A 22491-nucleotide genomic window follows, 5' to 3' on the forward strand; every position below is an offset into this window, starting at 1 on the left:
TGTCGTTTGCTGTCTCTCTCGAGTCAGCTTAGATATAATACCATGTGCATTTTCATTTGTCAACAGTTTTTTAAACTTTTTTCAAATGTTATTTTTGATACTATATTTCACAGACAAATAGATGCATTCACTTTGCTTGTTTGCCAGAGCCCACATGCAAAAACTACTGGTTTTGCCCAGTAGTTCTGGAAAACATCAAACGGAGAAAGAGGGATTTGAACCCTCGCGCCGGTTTCCCGACCTACACCCTTAGCAGGGGCGCCTCTTCAGCCTCTTGAGTATTTCTCCTGATTCTGAATAATACCTGCCTTACTGACAGGACATTATGCAATTATGCATGCTGTGTGATTATGATTAATACGTCACCAACAGTGCAAAAGTTATTATACTAAACACTTCCTTTAATGTCAACGATAAAATTGCAACTTTTTTATTTTTTCTCATTTTTGTCGATTGTTTCTTGTATTCTGTCATGCACAACTGTCGCAATCTCTGTTGTTTTCATATCTTTGTACTCATCGTAATATAAAGGTTTAAGGAAATGTACCTGGACTGTTACTTTACTTATTGTATTTGTATCAAATGGTTTAAAAGAATCTATAAGCGCGACAGGCACGATCGGACATTTGGCTTTTGTAGCCGCTTTAAAGCTGCCGCCTTTTAATTCTCCGATTCTATTGCCGTTTCTAGAACGTGTACCTTCTGCAAATATGAGATAGTTTCTTCCATTTTTCACTTCATTTGATACATCAATAATCACCTGCATTGCCTGACGGACATTTTCTCTATCCAGCATATACGCTCTCATACATGCAAAAACCTGTTTCAAAAAGGGAACATTCTTCACCTCTTTTTTAGCAACTACAGAAAATGGCGTAGGGCAGGCTTCCAATACTGCAAGTACATCATACAATCCCTGGTGATTTGGGAAAAACATAAATCCACTTTCCTTCGGAATATTTTCAACGCCATGCGCTTCTATGTTAACATTGCCACCTTTATTTGCACGCATCACAATAAACTTCAAAAGAGCATACTGCTCATTTTCTGAGTATTTCTCCGTGTGAGATGCATGGTAGCACAGGCGGCACCACATATAAGGCACCAGAATTATATTTCGAAATACCATCATTAGTATACGTTTCATTACATTTCCCTCTCAAATCATAGTTTTACCAATTTATATAAGAAATAAACATCTTAAGAAATAGAAATGTTTATTTCTTCTTAACCGTGCAGCCCCAGCCGCACGGTCATTAATTATTCTTCTGTACAATATTCTTTAATGGCTGTCTCGTATAAATTATTTCCTTCACTGTCAATCACAACTATGACAGGAAAATTCTCCACCGTCAGCCTGCGGACCGCCTCTGTCCCCAGATCATCATAAGCAACTACCTCTGAACTTGTAATACATTTTGAAAGAAGTGCACCGGCACCTCCAACAGCTGCAAAATACACGCTACCGTTTCGAATAATAGCATTGATCACCTCTGGGGTACGTTTTCCCTTCCCGATCATCGCACCAAGCCCAAGGTCTAAAAGCTGAGGCGCATATTTATCCATACGGCTCGCAGTTGTAGGGCCTGCGGAGCCTATCGAACGCCCCTCTCTGGCCGGTGACGGCCCCATATAGTAGATCACCTGATCCTTAATATCAATTGGGAGTTCGCCGCCTTCCGCAAGAATATCATACATCCTTTTGTGTGCGGCATCTCTAGCTGTATATATTGTTCCGGTAATATATACATAATCCCCTGAATGCAGCGATCTTGAAGTTTCCTTCGTAATAGGTGCTGTAATATGTTTATCCATAATTATCGATCCTTTCCGACTCAAATTTTAAGAATATTCTGAATATGGCTTGCAAAAGGGCCTGACCCCTTTGCTAAACCTCTCGAACTACATGCCTGTTCACATGGCAGCATATATTGACCGCAACCGGCAGCCCTGCAATATGTGTCGGATATGTATTGATGTTCACAGCCAGTGCAGTTGTTGTGCCTCCCAGTCCTCCCGGTCCGATTCCCAGGCCGTTGATGCGTTTTAAAAGCTCTTCTTCTAAATCCTTTACATATTCTATATCAGAATGCTTTCCAACCTCTCTTGTCAAAGCCTCTTTTGCCATCAATGCACACTTCTCAAATGTACCGCCGATCCCGACTCCTACAACCATTGGAGGACAGGCATTCGGACCTGCATCTTTTACTGCGGTAAGGACTGCATTCCTGACTCCCTCGATTCCTTCAGCGGGTTTGAGCATGAATACACGGCTCATGTTCTCACTTCCGAATCCTTTCGGAGCAACTTTAATCTTTACTTTATCTCCTGCAACGATCTTAGTATGTATGATTGCCGGAGTGTTGTCCTTTGTATTCTCTCTGATCAGAGGATCTTTCACTACGGATTTTCTCAAATACCCTTCTGTATATCCCTGACGGACACCCTCATTGACTGCATCCTCTAACAGACCGCCCTCAAAGTGCACATCCTGTCCGATCTCTAAAAATACGACTGCCATTCCTGTATCCTGACAGATTGGGATCATATCCTTGGCTGCAATCTTTAGATTCTCTTGAAGCTGTTCTAAGATCTGCCTTCCAAGCGGTGCTTTCTCCTCCTGCTCTGCCCTTTTCATGGCTGCATCCATATCTGGTGACAAATAATGGTTTGCTTCGATGCACATTTCTTTAATATTCTTCGTGATTACTTCAACATTGATTGACCGTACCATGGCTCCTCCTGATATTCTTATACTCTCTTATTTATGATCGTAACTGTTCTTATACAACTTTTCTTATTATAATATAGTTTTTTAAAAAAGAAAATAGTGGTATAGTAAAGTTGACCTGTTTTTACAGGATATTTAAAAAATAATCATACTGGGAGGGGTTATGATGGGAACAGATTTTAAGATTAATATAGAAGAGCTGCAAAAAGATGCTGTTGAGATATTCAATGCCGGATTTGCCTGCTCTGAATCTATCGTTTATGCCATACGAAAACATTTTGAACTGGAGCTCTCGGACGATGCGATTGCAATGAGTTCCGGATTTCCGTGGGGGCTTGGTGGAGGAGGCTGCATCTGCGGCGCACTGGCCGGTGGGACGATGATGCTTGGATATTTCTTCGGACGTACAAAACCTGGCGACCCGAAGATCAGTAAATGCTTCGAGGTCTGCCAGGAACTGCACGATGATTTCCGTAAACACTGCGGCGCGGCCTGCTGCCGTTCTCTGACACGAGGAATGGAGAAAAATTCTCCTCAGCGGAAAGCACAGTGTACAGAATTTGTTGCCTTTACGGTAAAGCGTACCGCAGAGATCATACTTCTGAATGCGGATCATTGGAACCGATAGGTCCTTGATCTACAGTCCGGGGCACTATGTCAGACTGGCAATTCTGATCAGCCTGACAAAGCTCCTGCTGTTTTGGTGCAGCCTGCTTTGGATGCTGCGTGACCGGCTGCTTTGGTGTACCTTGCTGTGGTGGAATTTGTTCAGGTACATGAGGCTGGATAGGCATATAAGGCTGCACTGTCCTCGGATAAACCGGATATACCTTTATTCTTTTTCCATAGATCACCCTCGTATCACACAAGATATCGTGGAGCCCTCTTTTTTCCTTATCTATCCCGATCATGATATATCCTATACCAAAGACAAATCCACTTAAAAATCTACCAACCGTCTCTCTGTAAAGGACATTCAGGAAAGTCAATTTTTTCTGATCATTTGCAGGAATTACTCTGAGATTCATCGCTCTCTTTCCGGGTGTTGTACCTGTATAGTAAGTACACAGAATAAAATATAGTACCTGTGCCGCATATAATACAATGTCCTTAAGTGTATAATGAAATAAAATATTTGCGGCAAAAGGTGAATCGCCCAGAATCAATGCAGCCAGCCACATTGTAAACCGAACAGTTAAAAGTCCCAAAAGTACGATAATACTGTCAATAGCATACGCTCCTAAGCGTACCCAAAAGCCTGCATAGATAATATCTGCTGAATGCGCCCCTATATTTTCACTAATATTGTGTATATCATTCTGAACGTTATTGAAGCTGTTCTGCATAATACATCAGCCCCCCGTTCTCTTTTTCCTCAGCGATTTCGGTAAGGATCTGTGCCTCTGATTTTGGTATGTTCTCCTTTACCTCTGAGAAAAATGAATTTAATATAGATTGAGTTGAATGTGGTTCATAAAATTCATATACTCCAAGCTCTTCACTCATAGCATAGCTCATGTCTTCATAGGAAGAAACCACGTCGATCAAACCTTTTTCCAGTGCTTGATTTGCCGTATAGGTTCGGCCGTCAGCAAGTTTTTTCACCTCTTCCGGGGACATCTGTCTTCCCTCCTGGATCACCTGTACAAACTGTTCAAATGCCTCATCTACCTGCGACTGATAAATAGCGATCTGCTCATCTGTCATCTTGGAGGAATCTTTATTCACACCGCTTGTAATGCTCACGTACTTGATCCCCAGCTTTTCATACAGCCCTGTCATGTCATAACCGGACATAATAACACCAATAGACCCTGTCACTGTATTGCGGTTAGCATAGATCTGGTCTGCTGCCATGGAAACATAGTATCCGCCGGAAGCCGCATAATGTGACATATACCCCCAGATCGGACGTCCTGTCGCTTCTTTATATTCCATGAGCTTTAGATACAGCTCATCGGCTTCATAGACAGTCCCTCCCGGTGAATCCACATAAAGAAGAATCCCCTTGTTATAATCATCATAGATCAGACGATCCACATAATCCAGTGTGGTCACATGCTGGTAACCGGCTGCAGCCTCAAATAAGGACGGCTGTGTCTGCGGCTGGATCGTCCCTTCCACTCTTACTATGGCGATATAATCTTTTTCCGGTGCATCAAATGCAGTTCCCCCGGCCAGTATTTTCTCTACAGTGTCTACAGTATTGACAGCATTGCGCTGTGCAAGTGTGTTGGTTAGTACACTAGTGATTCCGGTAATTATAAATAGTACTACTGCGATGACCAGACCGCCGATTTGTTTCTTGTTCATCTTATGTGTGCCTCCCTTTTCATGATTATGTTGATCAGCGGTATGCTGGTCCTTATCCATACCACCATCGATCACTCCCAATAGACAGGTTCATTCTGTCATTGCTTGTTATTTTTTATTATATCATAGAAAGAGAGGAACTTATATGGCTACTCTTCTAAAAATAGCGCCTGACTCATAAAATTGCAGCCTGTGAATTACAGAGCAGTCTACCGATAGATAGATCACCGTAAATACTCCCGCGCCGCTTCCTGCGCCTGCGCCCTGGCAAAATTCCATGACCTCAGCGACATCCCGCGCTCCAATATCCTGTTATAATATGCCGCTGTCTCTTCTTCCCAGTACTGTTTCTGCCATGGCTGATCCTTCTTTGCCTTTTCCGCGGCTTCGGCGATCACAGGCGCCGCATCCCAGGAGCTTGAATAAATGAGATCTGCCATGTCCTGGGATGTGATATATTTCCAATGCTGCACATTATATTCTGCCACCCTTCTGTCCACCTTAGAAAATGACAATCCAATATAACAGACAGCTACCACTACCATGATATATCGAAACAATTGAAAATCCCGTCTGAAAATACTGTACATCACTCCAAACATGATCAACATCAGAACGCCAAGGAACCAAAGTACAAGAACCCGCAGAAACGTAAGATAATATACATTCACATAGAGGATCATTCTATATGCGGCAGATAGTGCCATAATGCAGGTACAGATAGAGATTACCATTAAAAGGATCTTTAAAATCCTATTCTCCTGAAAAACGCCGATACAGACCAAAACCGTGACAAAATTGATCAGGCTGACCGCTAAAAGCTGCCAGAATCCTGAATGTGCATATTGGGAATAGGTGATTCCTTCCGGAAGGCCGCTGTCCAGCCGCATAAACAAAAATAATATCTGAATGGCCGAGTAAAAAACGTAGATAGCTGCAAGGATTCCTGCAAAGGTCATCCCCGTTACAGGATTTGCCCGTCCGTCAGTCCCTTCTGCTGTTTTTTCCTCGCCTTTATTACATCCCATTCTTGAAATACCGGAAAGAAAGGCATAGATTAAAACAAATCCCGCCAGAAACGTAAACACCAGTGCCCACACATCTCCGAATCTGAAGATCTGAATGAAACCGCCGAAAAAAGTCGCAAATATCTGGTCTGAAAAAATAAGCAGCGGGAGTACTACTATCAAAAGGCATATCGCGATCAGAATACCTGTCACAACTTGACTGAGATACCTGTTTTTTTCTTTTTCCCTGCATTTATTGTATCTGATACCATGAATGACAGGATCTGCCACAGATATCACTGTCTTTCCGGCTAAAGTCAGGATGCTGACCAGATATTGCCCCAAATTCCATTTTCCCTGTGTATTTACCTGCCGGACTGCCGCTGTCATTAGAAGCAGAAGGATTCCCGCCCAGTTAAAAAAGTGGAAAAATCCGTTGCTTGTCATCGTGGTTGAGATACCAAGCAGCATCATCCCTGCAGTATAAACGCCAAAGCTTCTTCGCACAGCGATGCCCATTTTTTTCATGAACAGCACAGTCGTAAAAATCGTAGCTGCAACACAGATTGGAAATGTAATTCCCGAAAGATTTTTATATAAACAAAATGTAAAAATAATTCCATAAATTCCGCACATACACATTATATATGCATAATTTTCTTCTACCCTTTTCGCAGTTAATGTACGCATATGACACCTCCCATTTGAACGCCTTATCACCCTAATTTTTCTTACACCTCTTCATCGTCCACATATTCAAGGATATCCCCCGGCTGGCATTTTAATGCCTTGCAGATCGCATCCAGTGTTGTGAATCTGACTGCCTTTGCTTTATTATTTTTTAAGATCGAAAGATTGGCCATTGTGATATCAATCTCCTGCGCCAGCTCTGTAACACTCATTTTCCTTTTCGCCATCATTACATCTAAGTTTACTACGATCGCCATTGCCCGCCTCCTAAATCGTCAAATCGTTTTCCGTCTTGTAACGTACAGCCTCCTGAAAAACACAGGACAGTACATGGCTGAATATTCCTGCGATAAAGAAGGTCAGAATAATTACAAAAGTAGCCGGAGTTACAAAAAAGAATAATTTTAGAATAAAAAGTGCACAGATCACAAAGCTCACTTTTCCCATCAGCTTTAAGCTTGCAGTATTTTCCTCTACAAAACAGTTCTGCTCCGCCACTGTTTTCATCATCTTCCTGAGCTGATATACGATTGTGATCCCGCAAATCCCTGAAAGTGCGTATGTAAACAGCATCTGCCAGAAGACATCCGTGATCGCAGAAGAATAATATCTGCCTGCCAGCTTGATTAAAAGCGGGAGGGCTATCAAAACCGCAATTCCTGCGTAAAACATTACTCCTAATAATAAAACTGTAAATCTGATCAATTTGTTTTGATTCATAAATACTTCATCCTCTCTTATAAATGATTAATTTTTCCCGGGTGCTGCCGGTTTGTATACGATTCTCTGCTCGCTTGATTTTCATTTTTTATTCCCCTTTGAGGGTTGCCTTTTTGGATTCCTTTCTAAATTCCTTTTTTTGGATTATATCATTTCGAAATATGTTTTTCAATATGTTTTTATCGTTTTTCAATATATATTTATTATTTTGGGATAAACATTGGATGGATTAGGTAAATAGCAAGCCGAGATTCCCGTTTGTAATCCTAGAGTCTCGTTTTGTAAATAAAAATCCTGTTTTGTAACCAAAAATCCCAGTTTGTAAATGAAAATCCCGGTTTGTAAACAAGATTCCCGGATTTTCATTCGTATCTGGATATGGTATAATACGTTCAGCAGTAAGCAACCGGTGAACATCCCAGTTTCTTAAGCACATCTTCTCCGTAGTAAAAGCTGAACGTTTCGTATGGGCTACGGTTGTTCAGCTTTTTTCGTTTATAAGAATTGATATGATTCATTATCAGAAAAATATCCTGCTGTGTCAGTTCATCGAAACTGCTCCCTTTTGGCAGGATACGGCGTATCATTTCGTGGTTGACTTCACAAGCCCCCTTTTGATAAGGAGCACTTGGATCGCAATAAAATATTTTTGTCCTATTGCATGGAACGGTGCTGCGTTTTTCTATTTCCTTTGGATTTGAAAACTCACTTCCGTTGTCTGTCAGAATAACAGGAAACAAGTGACTGAATGTTTTCGTTCCAAGGACTTTGTCCAACAGATTTATGATTTCAATTACAGGGTAAATAGCACCGGATGAATTAACATCAAAGCAAAAAAGACAGGAAGCCATCTCCTTTTTTTCGGAGATGGCATCCCATCTTTTTTATTCTGGTGCTTATTCCTATTTTCAAAGCGAATATTGGGAATGAGCTCTGCTGTTTCTTTAATATGATTCAATTTTACGTATGAAATCCTACCGTTTAGCTCCTATGAAGCTCCTCCCGGATCTGCGGAAGTTTTTTATCCAGATCATAGATCAGCATTAACAGAAGACTTAAGACCGCAAATACGATCGGCGCATAGATAAAGACCACCTTGATGGACATCAATGCCCCTGCGGACTGTGCCGCTGCACTGGATAAATATCCACCGATGCTTAAGATCACACCCATGATCAGGCCGCCGATCCCGCTGCCGACTTTTTCTCCAAATGTGGCTGCGGAGAAGACAAGTCCTTCATTTCTGGTATGGGTCTTCCACTCTCCATAGTCGACCACATCACCCAGCATGGCATATCCGGCCACTGCTCCGGGAGCTTTTCCGAATCCTTTGATCACAACGCCCAGCACGACGATGTAGAAGTTTTCCGGGAACAAAGCGATCACAATAGCTCCCAGGATATAGATAACGCTTCCGGCTATACACAGGTTTCTTTTCGAAATCTTCCGCATCAATGCAGGAACTGCCAGCGCTCCGATCATGATCGGGATGGTAAGCGCGGTACCGATCACACCCATTTTGTTTCCGTCACCTAAGATCCAGGTCGCATAGTAAATGTTGATTCCGCCCAGACCTGAATCGATAAAGGTTGCAAACAGGTATCCGATCAGGATCAGCCAATACTTATTTTTTACCAGGTTCTGGATCTGTTTTGATAGAGGAAGTTTTTCTGCTTTTTCGCCCTCCTCTATTGTTTCAATAACACGCTCTTCTGAGTTTTTATACAACGCCATCAAAAGGACTGTTGCCGCAAAACCAAAGATTGCTGCCATGATGGTCCACGCTTTTTTATCTCCGCCCAGGATCGTGATCAACGGCCAGACGATTGCATTTACCAGAGTTGCACCGCCGTATCCGAACAATGTCCTCATGGTTGACATCACACCGCGCTCTACCGGGTCAGATGTTGAGGTGCTGAGCATGGAGTTGTACGGCACCATAGTTGCAGTGTAGATTCCCGCCATCGCTAATACATAAGTGATAAATGCGTAGATGATCTTCCCTGTAGACCCTAAAAAGTCCGGTGACGAGAACAAAAGCACGATCGCTAATGCGTATGGAACGGCCATCCTCAGGATCCATGGCCTTGCTTTTCCTTTTTTGGACGTTGAGCGGTCTACAATGGTTCCCATCACAAGGTCAGAGATTCCATCAAACACCCTGGCCCACAATAGGATATTACTTGCCACTACAACACTTAAGCCAACCACATCGGTGTAATAATATGTGATAAATGATCCGGCCGTTGTGAACATCAGGTTTGCCGCCAGATTTCCGAATCCATATGTAACCTTCTCGCTGGCCGGCATTTTTCCGGTTTTTGATTTTCCCATTCTTATCTCTCCTTTAACGCATATTCAAACACAAACTCACCGGAACCTACCTCAAATGCGGTTTCATTTCCTACGGCTACTTCTTTTTCCGTGTAGGATCTTGATTCCGTGTATTCTACATCATAGAGAATATGTTTTACTGTTTGAATTTTACCTTCTGTATAAACAGCATGTCCTTCTGTAACTTCTTCGATCTGTTTCTTCAATCCCTCTGCATCCTCTGGCTCAGGGAGCATGATAAATGCCTTTGTATTTGCCGGAACTACTGCTTTGATCCGGATCTTATTTCCGTCCAGTTCCCACTCACAGCTTACAATTCCATGCATGGTCGTCAGGGCACATTTTGCATTTCCGATTCTTTCATCCGGCTTCGGAGCGATCACCGTCTTCTTATAGCCAGGCTCCTTCATTTCGATTCCCCCGATGGTACGGTACACCCAGCTTCCGATGGAACCGTATGCATAGTGGTTGAAGGAATTCATCTCCGTGGACCAGAAGGAACCGTCTACTTTCTGGCTGTCCCAGTGCTCCCACATGGTCGTTGCACCGTGGTCTACCTGATAGAGCCAGGACGGGAAGTCATTGTTAAATAGTAAGGTATAGGCCAGGTCATTATACCCCTGCTCTGTCAGCACGTGGCAGATATATGGTGTTCCGAGGAAACCTGTGTCCAGGTGATTTTCCTTTTTCCTGACCAGCTCCACAAGACGCTCTGCAGCCCGCTTTTCATCCTCTTTCCTTAACAGGCCGAATTTTAAGGCAAGCACATATGCAGTCTGTGTATAGGAAGTCAGTTCAGCATCCTCTTTTACGAAATTTTCCCGGAATGCCTTACATATTTTCTCGTATAGGTCATTATACTCTTTGTAATCTGACATTCTTCCGAGGATTTTTGCCGTCTTTGCAAACAGCCCTGTGGAATATGCATAGTATGCAGTCGCTGCAAAGCACCCTTCCGTCGCACCGTAAAAGCTGTCCTCTTTAGAGTCCATTCCCAGCCAGTCACCGAGCTGTGCTCCGGTGTCCCAGAGATACTCATTGTCTCCCTCTCGCCTGATATAGTCGATCCAGGCTTTCATGCTGTCGTACTGCTCTTTCAAAATATCCTGATCGCCATAAGCCTCGTAGATCACCCATGGACAGATGACTGCCGCGTCTCCCCATGCAGCCGTTGTATTGGACAGCCCATCAGAGAACACACCTTTTAAAATATCCGGGACAACATATGGTGCGGCGCCTCCCTGCTCCATCTGGCTGTCTTTAAGATCCCTTAACCATTTTCTGAAAAATCGATTGATGTTGAAATCAAATGCCGCGGTCGGACTGATGATCTGCGCATCTGCTGTCCATCCCAAACGCTCATCTCTCTGCGGACAGTCCGTCGGAATATCTACAAAATTGCCCCTCTGTCCCCAAAGGATGTTGCTTTGAAGCTGATTGATCCTCTCATTTCCGGTGTGGAAATCGCAGAGCGGCTCCATATCGCTTGACAATACGATTCCGGTAAAATCCTCTGTCTGCACTTCTTCTGTGAATCCCTCCAGCTTCACATAGCGGAAACCATGGAAGGTGAAGTGAGGCTCATATTCATTTCCGTCATTGGCATCCAATACAAACGTATCCACCGCGTCCGCCTTGCGCAGGTTCTCGTTGTAGAAATTCCCGTCCTTATCCAGAACCTCGCCGTAGGAAAGCTTCAGATTTCCGTCCTGTGTATGGAGATTTTTAAAACGGACCCAGCCCACCATGTTCTGTCCCATATCCAGGATCTGGTTCCCGGATGCATCCTTAAAGATCCGGATCGGCCTAATGGTGATGATATTTTTAACGGACGGACCTTCCTGCGGCACAAGCGTTGTCATCGGATAAGCAAATTCCTTCATCTGTCCGCAGTGGTATTCTTTTTGGCGGCAGTCATAAGCTTCTCCGTTGTAAAAATCAGAGTACATGATCTCACCGAATTTCTGCTCCCATGTGCCGTCTGTTCCTACTACCTGCCTGCTGCCATCCTCGAACTCGATCTCAAGCTGGGCAAGGAGGGCATTCGCGCTTCCGTAAGTATTTTTTCTGCCTTCCCATCCAAGATACCCCGAAAACCATCCTTCTGCAACTGTTACCTTCAGGGTGTTTTCCTGGTTCAGCATGTCACTGACATCGTAGGACTGGAACTGGACGCGGTAATTATAATCCGTAAATCCCGGGCGGAAATAGTCTTCACTGACCTTTCTGCCATTAAGCTGTGCGCTGTACACACCCAGCGCTGAGATGTAAAGGCGGGCTTTCACTGCCCTGGCTGGCAGATCAAACCGTTTCTCTGCTATAAATGGACGTCTGTAGTTTTTATTTCCGTGCTCCTCCACAACAAAAGGACGGATCCATTTTGCTGTCCATTCGCTGCTGTCCATGATCGTTGTCTCGAAAAAAATCGGCTCTGACCAGTCCGTCAGGATATCGGCTGTGATCCATGACTGGACTCTAACGTAATACCTGGTCTTTGATTCAAGTTTTGGCCCTGTGTACTCTATGCCGGTCGTCTCTGATGTATGTCTTTGGATATCCCATATGATCTCCTGAAACTCAGGGTCCAGTGCTGCCTGGATATGGTATCTGAATTGTTCTACAAAACGATTGTCACTTTCCAACCACCAGGAAAAGATCGGTCGGTTGATTCCAATTACGTTAGCCTCATCGTTACATCTTAAATGGGTCACTTTATACATCTTAACTATCCCCTTTTTATCTGATATATTCATAAGTTCCGTTCTTATGTTACTAAGATGATAGTCCTTTTTCACACTTGGTACAATTAACTAATCCACACTTATTTATGTCAAAATCAAACCTCATTGTATTGTATATAGGGGAGGAATCGTTTATAATGAAATCAGGTTTAAAAGGTATTTTGACCCATGAGAACTTGGTAAAATGAGGTGCTCGGCCTTTGGCAGAACGAAAAACGATATTTTCATCAGGGAGGTATCCTATATGTATAATCCAGATGAATTAATGCAGGAATTTAAACAATTCACACTGCTTGAAAAGATCGCCCTGGAAACAGGGGAAGAGGATGATATTAAATTAGGAGAGTATTTGGGAAGCACGGATTACAGGTACGTGGACGGAAATATCCGGGAACTTACTGAGAAGTATTATTTTAAGGGCAGAGAAGGGATTACCTACTCCAAGCATCCACGTTTTGTCAGGTCAGGAATGCACAGACATGACTTTTTTGAAATTGCTTATGCCTATAAAGGGGATTTCGTACAGACGATCAATAATACACAAATGACGATCAGGGAGGGGAGCCTGCTTCTGCTTGATCCTTATGTGTCACACAGCGTGGGAGCTGTTGATGAGGATACCATTGTTGTGAATATCCTCATGTCCAGAGAATACTTCAGTGAAAAACTAATGAAACGGTTTTCCCAGAATAATCTGATCACTGAGTTTATTGTATCTGCACTCTATAAGAATAGTCTGAAGGGAAATTATCTGCATTTTTCATTGGATAATAATGTTGAGATTCGGAATTACATCAACGCGGTTCTCCTGGAGTTAAAGCACGACCACCCCGGAAGGGATGAGATCATCAACAGCTTTATGATCATTCTCTTTACCATGCTTGCCCGGGAAAAAAACTGCGTGAACGACCAGCCCTCCGGGTCACGTACCACGCCATCCTCCGTCGTTGGTATTTTGGATTATATCAATAAGAACTATATGAAACTGACTCTGGAGGATGCGGCAGATCACTTTCATTTTTCGCCGAATTATCTGAGCAGACTGCTGAAAAAGTATACGGGGAAGACCTTCATTTCCATCGTCCTGGAATTAAAGCTGGAGAAGACCATATTCCTTCTGGAACATACGGACTTCTCCATTAGCAGGATCGCTGAAATAGCCGGATTTCGAAATATGAATTACTTTTATAAACTGTTTGAGAAAAAATACTGCTGTACGCCGAAGGAGTACCGGGGGAAGAGGGAATCCTAGCCTCCACCGCAGATAGGAAGGAATCTTATCTCGTCCATATCTTTGACACTTGTTTTAAAATTCTCCATGGATAATATACTGACTCCATTAAGTGTAATCAGACTCCGCTTTGCCTCCTTATAGGCCTCCGTGCCATGCATCTTCTTAATTGCACCCAGACAGCCTTTGATATCGTGAATATCAAAAGAATCTTCTTTTCTTCCGACCATCTCACGCAGGGCTCCATAATAATATACCTTTGCCATCTCATCACCTTATTTCAGAATATTCTGATAATGAAGAGCAAAGGGGTCTGACCCCTTTGCTTTCCATTTTCTCCTATTTCATGAATGTATTTTTAATTGCCACAATTTGAACAATGAAGGAGATCCGTCTTCTCTCCATCCTCTTACTTTATAATATCTGGGCAGCATCTTATCCAGCCGTACAATAGACTTCGGATTTTTATCCTGCGGAACTTTTGTGAGCCGGTCCGGCAGGTTATCGTCATTTGCAGTCAGCCCCTCCCGGTAATTGTATAATCTTTCTACATTATATCCTCTTTCGCCCAGCTGCATGAACCGCCCGGTTGTCATATGTATCCCGGTGATCTGTTTAATGGCTTCTGCATGGGGCAGGAGGAACATGGAGTTAAACGGGAGTATCCACGGCATAAAATTCCACATGATTCCTAAGACCGGTCTTGCCCAGATCAGCACTTTTCCGCATAATCGTGTGATCCAGTGGGACGGACCCAGCCTGAAGAGGATGGAGGGAATCATGCTGTACGCGGTAAACAGACAGAAGCCCGCCCCGGATACTGCCTCCATGGCATTCTGCATAAGCACGGTCAGCTCCGGTTTTCCCTTTGTCTCCAATGGGTCGGTAGACAAGACCCCTACGGATTCTAACAGTGCCAGATATCCGCCGTTCAAATGGCAGCCGCCCCGGTTGGATGTCGCATACCCCAGTCCCATGCCAACCGACTTTCTCGGCTCATAGGAGGCCAGTTCCAGTCCTTTTGCGTGGATCGCAGCATCCTCTGCACCATATTTTTCTGCCAGCCATTTCGAGCCATTTGCGAGTTCAGAATAGATCCCCTCTCTGTATGCGATCTTCTTTACGATCTCAGGTATATTTTTTACATCGCCAAACTCAACTCCGAAATCAGCGATTCCTCTTTCTTTTAACTCCATGGCAAATGCAATCGTCCCGCCCAGAGAAATCGTATCCATTCCCATGATATCTGCAATATAATTGATCTCATTGATCAGATCCAGATCGGCGCTCTCCACATTCGCACCAAACAGTCCCACCGTCTCATACTCCGGGCCTTTGACGTCCTTGTCATAAACTTTAACTCTTCTTTCACACCGAATCGGACAGCTCACGCATCCCATGTTCCTGATCAGCCTTGAATCTGCCAGAGTTTCACCGCTGATCTCCTCTGCCTTTTCATAGAATCCTCTTTGGAAATTTTTCGTCGGCAGAGCGTGTGTGGCATTTGCCTTGGTGACAAGCCCCGCACTTCCATACTTCGGAAGAGATGTCCCTGTCATCGGGTGAGACTGAAGGAAATGTACCCACTTCTCCACATGCTTATCAAACTTCACTTTGTTATAAATCTCGGGCTGCTTCGTGCCGTAAGCCACGACCGCCTTAATATTTTTCGAACCAAGCACTGCCCCGGCCCCGCATCTTCCCGCTACACGCTCACCGGACAATACCCCGGCATATCGGACCTGATGCTCTCCCGCAGGTCCGATCACCAGCTTTCCATACTGAGGCGGAAACTGCTCCTGAGCCTTCTCCGTATCCATGCCCCAGAGATGCTTTGCATTTTTAATATGCACATCTCCGTCCAGGATCTCAATATAGCATGGAACCTTCGCTTTTCCGGTCAGAATCATGCCATCATAGCCTGCCTTCTTCAGCATCATCCCGAAATTGCCTCCACAGTTAGAGGACGCAATCCCGCCTGTCATCAGATTCTTAAATGTCATATTAAACCGGCTGGAGGACGGCGCTCCCGTACCGTTGCCTGGGCCTGTATTGACAATGATCATTGCCTCCTCTGAAAGAGGATCGATCCCCGCCGGAGTCATGTCATAAAGCAGCTTTGCCGCCAGAATCTTACCGCCGATATATCTCTCAAAGATTTTCTGATCAATCTTTAAACGTTTTATTTTCTTAGTCGATAAATTAATTTCTAAATAAACGGGTAAATTCATCAGGCCTCACCTACTTCCATATGAATAGCATGCAGCGGGCAGACCGTTTCACAGATCCCGCAGCCCACGCATTTCTTCGGATCAAATAACTCTGCATACACCCGGATATCTCCCTTATATGCAGGTTCAGATATCTTCAAAGCATTCTTCGTACAGTTCCAGACGCACATAGAACACGCGCTGCATTTCTCTTTCATAATCACAGGCTTTTTCCACTGTGCCTTTGGAACCGCCTTTATCAAAATCCCCTTAGAATCCCTGATTGCTCCTTTTGGACAAGCCCTGCCGCATACGCCGCATTCCACACAGCGTTTCCCGCTGATCTTGTGCTGTTCCTTCGGATTCCCTTCTACTGCACCAACGGGGCAAAGCTTCTTACATAATGTACACCCGATGCACTCCTCTGTAATAGAAAAGGACATACCTTCACCTCCTAATTCAAAAGGGTCAGACCCCTTTGAATTTTTCTGTTTTCACACTACTTTATTCGTAAGCCTGATTGAGCACCATAATTACATCATCAAACTCCACAGCCGCCGGGTTGACAAGCATTGCACCGTCATTCAAAGCGGTCCGTGCCACGGCGTCAAAATCTTTTCGGTCTACCTTTGCTTCCTTCAGTGTCATTGGCAACCCGGCCATCTTATGGAGCCTGCGCTCCAGCCTTCTGACAGACTTGATTGCCTCCTCGCCCCGTTTATTGGCCGGGGTCTGTGCATACACCTCAGGCCCTTCCAGATATAATAAAAGCTCCCCGTAAATGTCTCCTAACTTCTTATAATTATACAGCATACAGAATGGCAGCAAGATCGTCATAGCATCCCCGTGAGGCACTTTGCAGACTCCGCCTAATGCATGCCCGATCGCGTGCACCATTCCTACCATGGAATTGGAGAATGCAGCTCCGGCCATGGTGGACGCATTCGCCATCGCCAGCCTTGCTTTCGTATTCTTTCCGTCTCTGACAGCCTCCTCCAGATTCTCTACGACCAGCTTGATCGCTGCTGTCGCATAGGCATCGCTGAGCGGATTCTTCTGATTGCAGCTATATGCCTCAATGGCATGACACAGTGCATCAAATCCGGTGGATGCCGTTGTCTTCGGCGGCAGTGTGGCTGTCATCCTCGGGTCAAGTACAGCCGCATCCGGGAGCAGATAGTTGGAAATAAACTCCATCTTCACAGATTTCTCAATATTCTTGATCACCGCCACAAGCGTCATCTCAGACCCGGTCCCAGAAGTAGTCGGCACTGCAATAAACGGCACGTGATTCCCTCTCGTCATAGACTCACAGCCCTGAAGCTCCATCAGATCCCTCACATTCTGTGAGATCAGCATCTCTACCCCTTTTGCCGTATCGATCACGGAACCTCCTCCTACCGCAATGATACTGTCGCAGCCGACTTCCTGATAAACCACGCCGATCTTATTCACCACTGCTACAGAAGAATCTGACGGAATATCCGTATAAATAGCTCCCGGCTCCATCCCTGTGGATGCCATGGCATCGATCACATTCTGCAGTGACCCGATCTTCTCCAGCACCTTATCCGATAACAAGATCGGCCTGGAAGCGCCAAGACCCTTTAACTCATATGTAATATTCTCAAGCGCATTTTTCCCTGATAAAATCTTTGTAGAATTCTGAAATTCATAATATGATGGCAGCATAAATCTATTCCTCCTTTTCTAAAAACCCAGTATTGCGTGACAATAAACAGAAATACTCCCGATCTGCTTTTCCGGAACCTTCCTTAATATCCTCTTTGTCATGATCTCCGGGAACAGATACCCTTCAGTCAGATCAATACAACGCACTACAGACATCACCTTTGCAATATCTCCCTTTACCAGAAAACGATGCTGCGCGTAAGCCTGTGACGTTCCGATCTGTCCGGAAAATACTAAGAATGCCCCATCAATACTTTTAAAAGCGATCCTGATATCCGGGTCTTCGATATCCGCTACTCTCACAATTCCCCATGATACCTTTCTGATACACAGCTTTGGCCCCTTCTCTGCCGCCGCCAGCACCATAGTCATCCCGATCGGCCAGCCGGATATCTCCTCGCAGATCCGGGTATCATATTTGTATAATACCTTCATTCCCCGATAAAGAAAGAAAAGAATTACCTCTTCAAAAAGAATCTTTCCCCTGGTCATCCATTTACGTTTTGAACTAACCTGCATGACACTACCTCCTTCTAAAACATGGTCCGCATGATTACTTTACATGATAATTCTATTTTGGTAACTGTTTAGTAAATGCACAGTCCTGTACCGAACAGTTACCCTTTTCTTCTATTATACACTGTTTCACGAGATAGAAAATATTTGATTATTTTTTGTCATTCTTTTCTATTTGAAAAGCACTTGCGACAATATTATAATTATATTATCAAATTAGTCGCAGACAGAAAGGAGAATACTATGTATATTAACAGAGCAATTGAAAATACAATTTTAAAAACCGCCAAAGGCTTTAAATCAGTGCTCATTACCGGACCGCGGCAGGTCGGGAAATTTACAATGTTAAAGCGTCTCTTCAGCGATAGAAAATATATCAGAGTCATTAGCCGGAAGGGTTGGTATCATTGAGTTATCGGGCCTTTCTCTCAGAGAGATCACGGGGGATGACTTCGCTCTGCTTTATTACGTCAGAAGAATACATTGAAGAACACGGGAAATCTTATCAGCCGTGCGACAGAATCTGGGACAGGATGATATGATATATCCCGGAGAAATTAAACTGTCTGCCAATCCAAAACTTAGCATGACCAACGCCTTTGACGTGTTAGATCATATCCCGGAGAAAAAGCGAGGTATCGGGGTTATCATTTGTATGTATAATTCGCCGTTATGGCTGAAGGAAAATATTGTTGCACTGCCGGTGGAATATATTTAATTCTATATCCCAAAAAAGTGTCATGATCCCCGTTTTTCAATCGAGATCATGACACTTTCTTATATAAACCTATTCTTATTCTTCCTCATCCTGACCTCTCCGGATCACCGCCGCGATCACATGCAGCACCACGGCCAGCCCGATCAGGCAGACTGTCGCGATCTTCCCTGTCGCAGAAGCCACAGTCGCGAGTATCTTTCCCATAAACGGAATCGAAAGCTCTACCCTGCCGAGCAGGTTACTATAACTGACCGGCATAGGATCTTTCTCTTTATTTGCGTCCCCTTTGGTCACAAACTGTCCCTCTACTACCTGATTTTTCACCACGCGGTGCGTAATGATCGCTGAGCTTCCATCCGCGCCGTAGAAGGCGATCACATCGTCCTCCTTCACATCTTCCGGAGCGATGCTCCTGGTATACACCAGACTGTCTGTCGGGATCGCAGGCTCCATACTGCCGCTGATCACCGTGTACACCTGATATCCGAACATTTGCGGTATTGTGATCGGGATACACAGCACGATCACAAGTACCAGAAGGATGGTTCCTAACGCACTTAAAATGGTTGCCAAAATGCTTTTATGCTTTTTATTTTTTCTATGCCGTCTTTGTCTGCTCATTTTATTTAGTCGTTTTTCTTTCCACGTTTTTTGATATAAATACTTGTTCCGGCTAAAGCTCCAACTGCGAGTACCGCAATTATGATATTGTACACGATCGGCATAACGCTATTATCTCTCTTTGCCTTAATATCAGCCTTTGGAACCTCTTCATCATCCAGGTCTATCAGCTCCTGAGGTGTATCCTCTGTTGGTACTTCTACAGTCCCATTTGCCGCACCCTCATCAGGTGTCTGCGCTGTTCCTCCCGGTGTCTGTGTACCGCCTGTCGTGCCGCCTGGTGTTGTGGTACCTGCCGCCGTTCCGGCTGGTGCCGGTGTGGCCTGGGTCACAATAGTCACGTTATTTGCTCCGGCGATTGTTGTTACCGTACCATTTTCTGCCGGAACATAGGTAAATGTAAATACATTATCCGCTTCATTTGCACTCAATGTTTTTGTCATATTATAAGCCCGAGGCTGATAACCCTCGATGTACTGATAAGCAACCACCGGTTTATCTCCCACATTACCGTAAAAGGTACGGCTTTCCATCAGCGCATTTCCGTTCACATCCTGATAATTTACCGTGTATGCAACCTGGTTTCCTTTGATTCCATATGCTGCAACATAGTCTACATCACCTGTGATTTCAACCCATTCGGAAGAAACCTGGCTGCTTGTATCTCCGCCTGCCTTACGCACGCCCTGTACATAATACTTACTGCCATCCTCGATCATAACTGCTGTAGATCCTGCAAATGCATCCAGATGAACTCTCTGTCCATACTCGAGTCCTGTAATTTTCATGACATCCTGCCCATCGGCAAATGTCCCGTGATTCCCTGCATAAAATGTAAGGGTGTAGGTATACTCCTCAGCAGCTCTCACCTCCGATGCAAGTAACATCTGAAGGGTCATTGCAAATAATATTGCCAGTCCAAGAAGGCCTTTTCGTATTTTCTTTCCTGATCTCATACTTATCTGGACCTCCTTTTCCCATTATTCTTTTTATTCTTCATCAACAGGATCACAATGATCAGAATGATCAGCCCTGCCGCCAATGCCGCGATAGACAGATACATAATAATATTGGAGCTGTCACCTGTCTTGATGATCTTAATATCTTTTCCCGGCGTGGTCACTGTAGAATCAGCCGCTGCCTCCTCAGCTGCAAAATTCATCTGAAGCGCAGCCAGTGTATTCTGATAATCATTGCCCTGTGTCTCACCGTCTAGGGTAACCTTGAGCTGGATCCTGCCCTTTGCTCCCGGTGCGATACGGTCAAGATAGAAATAATCCTTCAGAGAATTACTTACCTGGTTGAGGCCATTAACCCCCTCGCCTCCGACCGTGTCGCTGTTATAAATCTCGGTCTCTTTGCCGTTTACATCCACATAATTCAAAATGTAAGTATAAGAACCGCCATTTGCCGGGCTGCCATCCTCCAGACTCTTAAGGATCTCATTGGACATATACCAGTTTGTATCCTTCGTCGCCGTGTTGGCCAGCGAAAGCTCGATCAATGCGGTATCCCCCGGCAATATCTGGTATACGCTGGCATCCAGGTCTGCACTGGTAAAATTACTGCTCATCTTATTACCGTCAAAGGTGATCTGCCAGTCTGAACTTCCAGGAATCGTCTCCGCAGATGTTTCAATCGGGACGGCAGCGATCATGACCATTGCCAGAATAAAACCTAATATTCTCTTTCTCATGTCTCTCTCCTCCCTGTGCTACAGACTCAATGTTCCATCTGAAGATACATTCACGTCTACGCCCCATGCACTCTTGATTGCATCCTTGGCATTATGTGTCTGAACTGCATCTGCCTGGGCCTCCAGATTAAATGTCACCCCGTCATATCTGTAAGTTGTTGTCACTGTTGTATAACCATTTTCAGACTTCACAGTCTCCTTTGATGCCTTGGATGCAACTGCTCCGTCAATCTTGATCGTATCTGCAAAGACCGGTGCTTCCTCACCACCAGCCAATGGCCTTGAATAGTATAAAACAGTACGCTCCTTAGTAGATGCGTTCTTATCTTCCAGCCATCCATTGCCTGTCAGTCCAAGAATAATAAGATCCGGGGAAAGAGAAGTTACCTTTCCTCCGTCTTTCATCCAGCTCTTTGTGATGCTGACACGGACATATTGGTCGATCTCACCTGTATTCTTCACTGTCAATTCTTCCTGATACTCTCTGCCGGGAATCACTTTTTCATCCTTCCCAACCATATTTGCAAGCAATTTCTCAGAAGTGATCTCGCCATTCTCAACAAGTGCTACCCCGATCTCTGAGACAGCCAGGTTGGCTCTATAATTATCACTGTAATAAGAAAGTGCAGCTCTGGTACTTCCAAGTGCACTGCCCGCAAGCAGGATCACAGCAAGTGCCAGCAGTATGATAATTGTCTTCTGTCCGCGAGAGGCTCTTTTTCTGCGTTTCATTACTCACCAGCCTCCTCTCTGTTAAATTCCGAAGTCGAATCGATCTTCTGTGTCCAGTCTGCCTGTGGATTGCCATTCTGGTCAAACACAACCGGAGTACATTCCTGAACTACGACGACGTTAAAGTCGTCTTCAAAATCTTCCGGTACGATGATCTTTGCATCCAATACAGAAGTCTTTCCTCCTGCCGGAACGATGTCACTGTAGTACCAATATCCATCGTCTCCCTGGCTCCATGCTCCGCTTACTCCGGAAAATTCTAAATCAAACTGACTTCCGCTGAATACTTTTACGCGGACATAGCAGTCATTGTCTCCCGTATTCGTAATTACGATGTGCTTCGTCCAATCCGTAAATTCCTCTGTAATCTCCGTACTGGACCCCAGCGAGATCGTGTGACCTCCCTGTGCCGACGCATTCGCTGTAAAATATGCCAGGACACCTTGTATGCTCATCGTGCCTGCCAATATCACAGCGGCTGCTGTCAGCCAAACTATTTTGTTACTTCTAAATCTTTTCATAGCTTCCAGCCTCCTCTA

The 22491-nt window shown here is 44.5% G+C and carries 23 protein-coding genes, 1 tRNA gene and 1 pseudogene; 3 read left to right on the top strand and 22 right to left on the bottom strand.

Features of this window, described 5'->3' with window-relative positions:
* Positions 1-200 precede the first annotated feature (200 nt).
* The 4 genes from AC4OGX_RS14595 to AC4OGX_RS14610 all read right to left on the bottom strand — a co-directional run bounded on the left by AC4OGX_RS14595 (position 201) and on the right by AC4OGX_RS14610 (position 2734).
* Positions 201-288, bottom strand: a tRNA-Ser gene (locus tag AC4OGX_RS14595).
* A 142-nt stretch (positions 289-430) separates the two neighbouring features.
* Positions 431-1147 carry a lysophospholipid acyltransferase family protein gene (locus AC4OGX_RS14600; RefSeq protein ID WP_493331311.1) on the bottom strand — a complete coding sequence of 239 codons (717 nt, stop codon included), beginning with the start codon at positions 1145-1147 and terminating at the stop codon, positions 431-433.
* A gap of 113 nt (positions 1148-1260) precedes the next feature.
* Complete coding sequence (locus AC4OGX_RS14605; RefSeq protein WP_493331312.1) at positions 1261-1815, bottom strand: Fe-S-containing hydro-lyase; 555 nt, start codon at positions 1813-1815, stop codon at positions 1261-1263.
* A gap of 73 nt (positions 1816-1888) precedes the next feature.
* Complete coding sequence (locus AC4OGX_RS14610) at positions 1889-2734, bottom strand: fumarate hydratase (protein ID WP_493331313.1); 846 nt, start codon at positions 2732-2734, stop codon at positions 1889-1891.
* Positions 2735-2894: 160 nt separating this feature from the next.
* Here AC4OGX_RS14610 and AC4OGX_RS14615 point away from each other — a divergent pair, with 160 nt between their 5' ends.
* Entirely contained in the window at positions 2895-3359 is a 465-nt protein-coding gene (locus AC4OGX_RS14615; RefSeq protein ID WP_493331314.1) for a C-GCAxxG-C-C family (seleno)protein, read from the top strand.
* Here AC4OGX_RS14615 and AC4OGX_RS14620 read toward each other — a convergent pair.
* From AC4OGX_RS14620 to AC4OGX_RS14655, 8 genes and pseudogenes are all read right to left on the bottom strand, one after another.
* The gene (locus tag AC4OGX_RS14620; RefSeq protein ID WP_493331315.1) at positions 3325-4077 is read right to left on the bottom strand and encodes an RDD family protein; all 753 of its coding nucleotides are present in this window, start codon (positions 4075-4077) and stop codon (positions 3325-3327) included. The genes AC4OGX_RS14615 and AC4OGX_RS14620 overlap by 35 nt on opposite strands.
* Positions 4058-5044, bottom strand: a complete 987-nt coding sequence (gene sppA / locus AC4OGX_RS14625) for a signal peptide peptidase SppA (protein ID WP_493331316.1) — start codon at positions 5042-5044, stop codon at positions 4058-4060. Before sppA ends, AC4OGX_RS14620 begins: the two co-directional genes overlap by 20 nt.
* Before the next feature lie 224 nt (positions 5045-5268).
* Entirely contained in the window at positions 5269-6741 is a 1473-nt protein-coding gene (locus AC4OGX_RS14630) for a DUF4153 domain-containing protein (RefSeq protein ID WP_493331317.1), read from the bottom strand.
* Positions 6742-6782: 41 nt separating this feature from the next.
* A complete protein-coding gene (locus tag AC4OGX_RS14635) occupies positions 6783-6998 on the bottom strand; it encodes a helix-turn-helix domain-containing protein (RefSeq protein ID WP_493331318.1) in 216 nt (71 codons plus the stop codon).
* 10 nt (positions 6999-7008) lie between these two features.
* Positions 7009-7461 carry a DUF2975 domain-containing protein gene (locus AC4OGX_RS14640; RefSeq protein WP_493331319.1) on the bottom strand — a complete coding sequence of 151 codons (453 nt, stop codon included), beginning with the start codon at positions 7459-7461 and terminating at the stop codon, positions 7009-7011.
* A 392-nt stretch (positions 7462-7853) separates the two neighbouring features.
* Positions 7854-8297 (bottom strand): annotated as a pseudogene (locus AC4OGX_RS14645) (transposase); the annotation flags it as partial.
* A gap of 145 nt (positions 8298-8442) precedes the next feature.
* A complete protein-coding gene (locus AC4OGX_RS14650; protein ID WP_493331321.1) occupies positions 8443-9795 on the bottom strand; it encodes an MFS transporter in 1353 nt (450 codons plus the stop codon).
* A 2-nt stretch (positions 9796-9797) separates the two neighbouring features.
* The gene (locus AC4OGX_RS14655; RefSeq protein WP_493331322.1) at positions 9798-12515 is read right to left on the bottom strand and encodes an alpha-L-rhamnosidase; all 2718 of its coding nucleotides are present in this window, start codon (positions 12513-12515) and stop codon (positions 9798-9800) included.
* Positions 12516-12780: 265 nt separating this feature from the next.
* Here AC4OGX_RS14655 and AC4OGX_RS14660 point away from each other — a divergent pair, with 265 nt between their 5' ends.
* The gene (locus AC4OGX_RS14660) at positions 12781-13788 is read left to right on the top strand and encodes an AraC family transcriptional regulator (protein WP_493331324.1); all 1008 of its coding nucleotides are present in this window, start codon (positions 12781-12783) and stop codon (positions 13786-13788) included.
* Here the strand turns inward: AC4OGX_RS14660 and AC4OGX_RS14665 are convergent.
* From AC4OGX_RS14665 to AC4OGX_RS14685, 5 genes are all read right to left on the bottom strand, one after another.
* Positions 13785-14033, bottom strand: a complete 249-nt coding sequence (locus AC4OGX_RS14665; protein WP_493331325.1) for a MoaD/ThiS family protein — start codon at positions 14031-14033, stop codon at positions 13785-13787. The two genes, AC4OGX_RS14660 and AC4OGX_RS14665, sit on opposite strands and share 4 nt — an antisense overlap.
* Before the next feature lie 78 nt (positions 14034-14111).
* Positions 14112-15998 (bottom strand): aldehyde ferredoxin oxidoreductase family protein, encoded by a 1887-nt coding sequence (locus AC4OGX_RS14670; protein WP_493331327.1) that lies wholly within the window; start codon positions 15996-15998, stop codon positions 14112-14114.
* The gene (locus tag AC4OGX_RS14675) at positions 15998-16420 is read right to left on the bottom strand and encodes a 4Fe-4S binding protein (RefSeq protein ID WP_493331328.1); all 423 of its coding nucleotides are present in this window, start codon (positions 16418-16420) and stop codon (positions 15998-16000) included. The genes AC4OGX_RS14670 and AC4OGX_RS14675 overlap by 1 nt, the downstream gene beginning before the upstream one ends.
* A 61-nt stretch (positions 16421-16481) precedes the next feature.
* Positions 16482-17669 (bottom strand): iron-containing alcohol dehydrogenase, encoded by a 1188-nt coding sequence (locus tag AC4OGX_RS14680; RefSeq protein WP_493331330.1) that lies wholly within the window; start codon positions 17667-17669, stop codon positions 16482-16484.
* Between the two features lie 18 nt (positions 17670-17687).
* Positions 17688-18188 carry a hypothetical protein gene (locus tag AC4OGX_RS14685; protein ID WP_493331331.1) on the bottom strand — a complete coding sequence of 167 codons (501 nt, stop codon included), beginning with the start codon at positions 18186-18188 and terminating at the stop codon, positions 17688-17690.
* Between the two features lie 508 nt (positions 18189-18696).
* Between AC4OGX_RS14685 and AC4OGX_RS14690 the strand changes: the two genes are divergently transcribed.
* The gene (locus AC4OGX_RS14690; RefSeq protein ID WP_493331332.1) at positions 18697-18903 is read left to right on the top strand and encodes a hypothetical protein; all 207 of its coding nucleotides are present in this window, start codon (positions 18697-18699) and stop codon (positions 18901-18903) included.
* A gap of 75 nt (positions 18904-18978) precedes the next feature.
* Here AC4OGX_RS14690 and AC4OGX_RS14695 read toward each other — a convergent pair whose 3' ends face one another.
* The 5 genes from AC4OGX_RS14695 to AC4OGX_RS14715 are packed head-to-tail and all read right to left on the bottom strand — an operon-like array spanning position 18979 to position 22473.
* Positions 18979-19524 (bottom strand): signal peptidase I, encoded by a 546-nt coding sequence (locus tag AC4OGX_RS14695; RefSeq protein WP_493331334.1) that lies wholly within the window; start codon positions 19522-19524, stop codon positions 18979-18981.
* Between the two features lie 5 nt (positions 19525-19529).
* Positions 19530-20480, bottom strand: coding sequence for a hypothetical protein (locus tag AC4OGX_RS14700; protein WP_493331335.1), 951 nt, complete (start codon positions 20478-20480; stop codon positions 19530-19532).
* Positions 20481-20482: 2 nt separating this feature from the next.
* Positions 20483-21220, bottom strand: a complete 738-nt coding sequence (locus AC4OGX_RS14705; RefSeq protein WP_493331336.1) for a hypothetical protein — start codon at positions 21218-21220, stop codon at positions 20483-20485.
* A gap of 18 nt (positions 21221-21238) precedes the next feature.
* The gene (locus AC4OGX_RS14710) at positions 21239-21952 is read right to left on the bottom strand and encodes a hypothetical protein (protein ID WP_493331337.1); all 714 of its coding nucleotides are present in this window, start codon (positions 21950-21952) and stop codon (positions 21239-21241) included.
* On the bottom strand, positions 21952-22473 hold the full coding sequence (locus AC4OGX_RS14715) for a hypothetical protein (protein WP_493331339.1): 522 nt from the start codon (positions 22471-22473) through the stop codon (positions 21952-21954). The genes AC4OGX_RS14710 and AC4OGX_RS14715 overlap by 1 nt, the downstream gene beginning before the upstream one ends.
* Between the last annotated feature and the right edge of the window lie 18 nt (positions 22474-22491).

The organism is Faecalicatena sp., assembly GCF_058819085.1.

What these genes read in the sequence shown, in the direction of transcription:
- AC4OGX_RS14710 (WP_493331337.1), bottom strand. Translation starts at nt 21,952, where the DNA reads ATGAAACGCAGAAAAAGAGCCTCTCGCGGACAGAAGACAATTATCATA.
- AC4OGX_RS14620 (WP_493331315.1), bottom strand. Translation starts at nt 4,077, where the DNA reads ATGCAGAACAGCTTCAATAACGTTCAGAATGATATACACAATATTAGT.
- AC4OGX_RS14705 (WP_493331336.1), bottom strand. Translation starts at nt 21,220, where the DNA reads ATGAGAAAGAGAATATTAGGTTTTATTCTGGCAATGGTCATGATCGCT.
- AC4OGX_RS14660 (WP_493331324.1), top strand. Translation starts at nt 12,781, where the DNA reads ATGTATAATCCAGATGAATTAATGCAGGAATTTAAACAATTCACACTG.
- AC4OGX_RS14680 (WP_493331330.1), bottom strand. Translation starts at nt 17,669, where the DNA reads ATGCTGCCATCATATTATGAATTTCAGAATTCTACAAAGATTTTATCA.
- AC4OGX_RS14670 (WP_493331327.1), bottom strand. Translation starts at nt 15,998, where the DNA reads ATGAATTTACCCGTTTATTTAGAAATTAATTTATCGACTAAGAAAATA.
- AC4OGX_RS14600 (WP_493331311.1), bottom strand. Translation starts at nt 1,147, where the DNA reads ATGAAACGTATACTAATGATGGTATTTCGAAATATAATTCTGGTGCCT.
- AC4OGX_RS14635 (WP_493331318.1), bottom strand. Translation starts at nt 6,998, where the DNA reads ATGGCGATCGTAGTAAACTTAGATGTAATGATGGCGAAAAGGAAAATG.
- AC4OGX_RS14630 (WP_493331317.1), bottom strand. Translation starts at nt 6,741, where the DNA reads ATGCGTACATTAACTGCGAAAAGGGTAGAAGAAAATTATGCATATATA.
- AC4OGX_RS14715 (WP_493331339.1), bottom strand. Translation starts at nt 22,473, where the DNA reads ATGAAAAGATTTAGAAGTAACAAAATAGTTTGGCTGACAGCAGCCGCT.
- AC4OGX_RS14665 (WP_493331325.1), bottom strand. Translation starts at nt 14,033, where the DNA reads ATGGCAAAGGTATATTATTATGGAGCCCTGCGTGAGATGGTCGGAAGA.
- AC4OGX_RS14695 (WP_493331334.1), bottom strand. Translation starts at nt 19,524, where the DNA reads ATGAGCAGACAAAGACGGCATAGAAAAAATAAAAAGCATAAAAGCATT.
- AC4OGX_RS14610 (WP_493331313.1), bottom strand. Translation starts at nt 2,734, where the DNA reads ATGGTACGGTCAATCAATGTTGAAGTAATCACGAAGAATATTAAAGAA.
- AC4OGX_RS14650 (WP_493331321.1), bottom strand. Translation starts at nt 9,795, where the DNA reads ATGGGAAAATCAAAAACCGGAAAAATGCCGGCCAGCGAGAAGGTTACA.
- AC4OGX_RS14685 (WP_493331331.1), bottom strand. Translation starts at nt 18,188, where the DNA reads ATGCAGGTTAGTTCAAAACGTAAATGGATGACCAGGGGAAAGATTCTT.
- AC4OGX_RS14655 (WP_493331322.1), bottom strand. Translation starts at nt 12,515, where the DNA reads ATGTATAAAGTGACCCATTTAAGATGTAACGATGAGGCTAACGTAATT.
- sppA (WP_493331316.1), bottom strand. Translation starts at nt 5,044, where the DNA reads ATGAACAAGAAACAAATCGGCGGTCTGGTCATCGCAGTAGTACTATTT.
- AC4OGX_RS14675 (WP_493331328.1), bottom strand. Translation starts at nt 16,420, where the DNA reads ATGTCCTTTTCTATTACAGAGGAGTGCATCGGGTGTACATTATGTAAG.
- AC4OGX_RS14640 (WP_493331319.1), bottom strand. Translation starts at nt 7,461, where the DNA reads ATGAATCAAAACAAATTGATCAGATTTACAGTTTTATTATTAGGAGTA.
- AC4OGX_RS14700 (WP_493331335.1), bottom strand. Translation starts at nt 20,480, where the DNA reads ATGAGATCAGGAAAGAAAATACGAAAAGGCCTTCTTGGACTGGCAATA.
- AC4OGX_RS14605 (WP_493331312.1), bottom strand. Translation starts at nt 1,815, where the DNA reads ATGGATAAACATATTACAGCACCTATTACGAAGGAAACTTCAAGATCG.
- AC4OGX_RS14615 (WP_493331314.1), top strand. Translation starts at nt 2,895, where the DNA reads ATGATGGGAACAGATTTTAAGATTAATATAGAAGAGCTGCAAAAAGAT.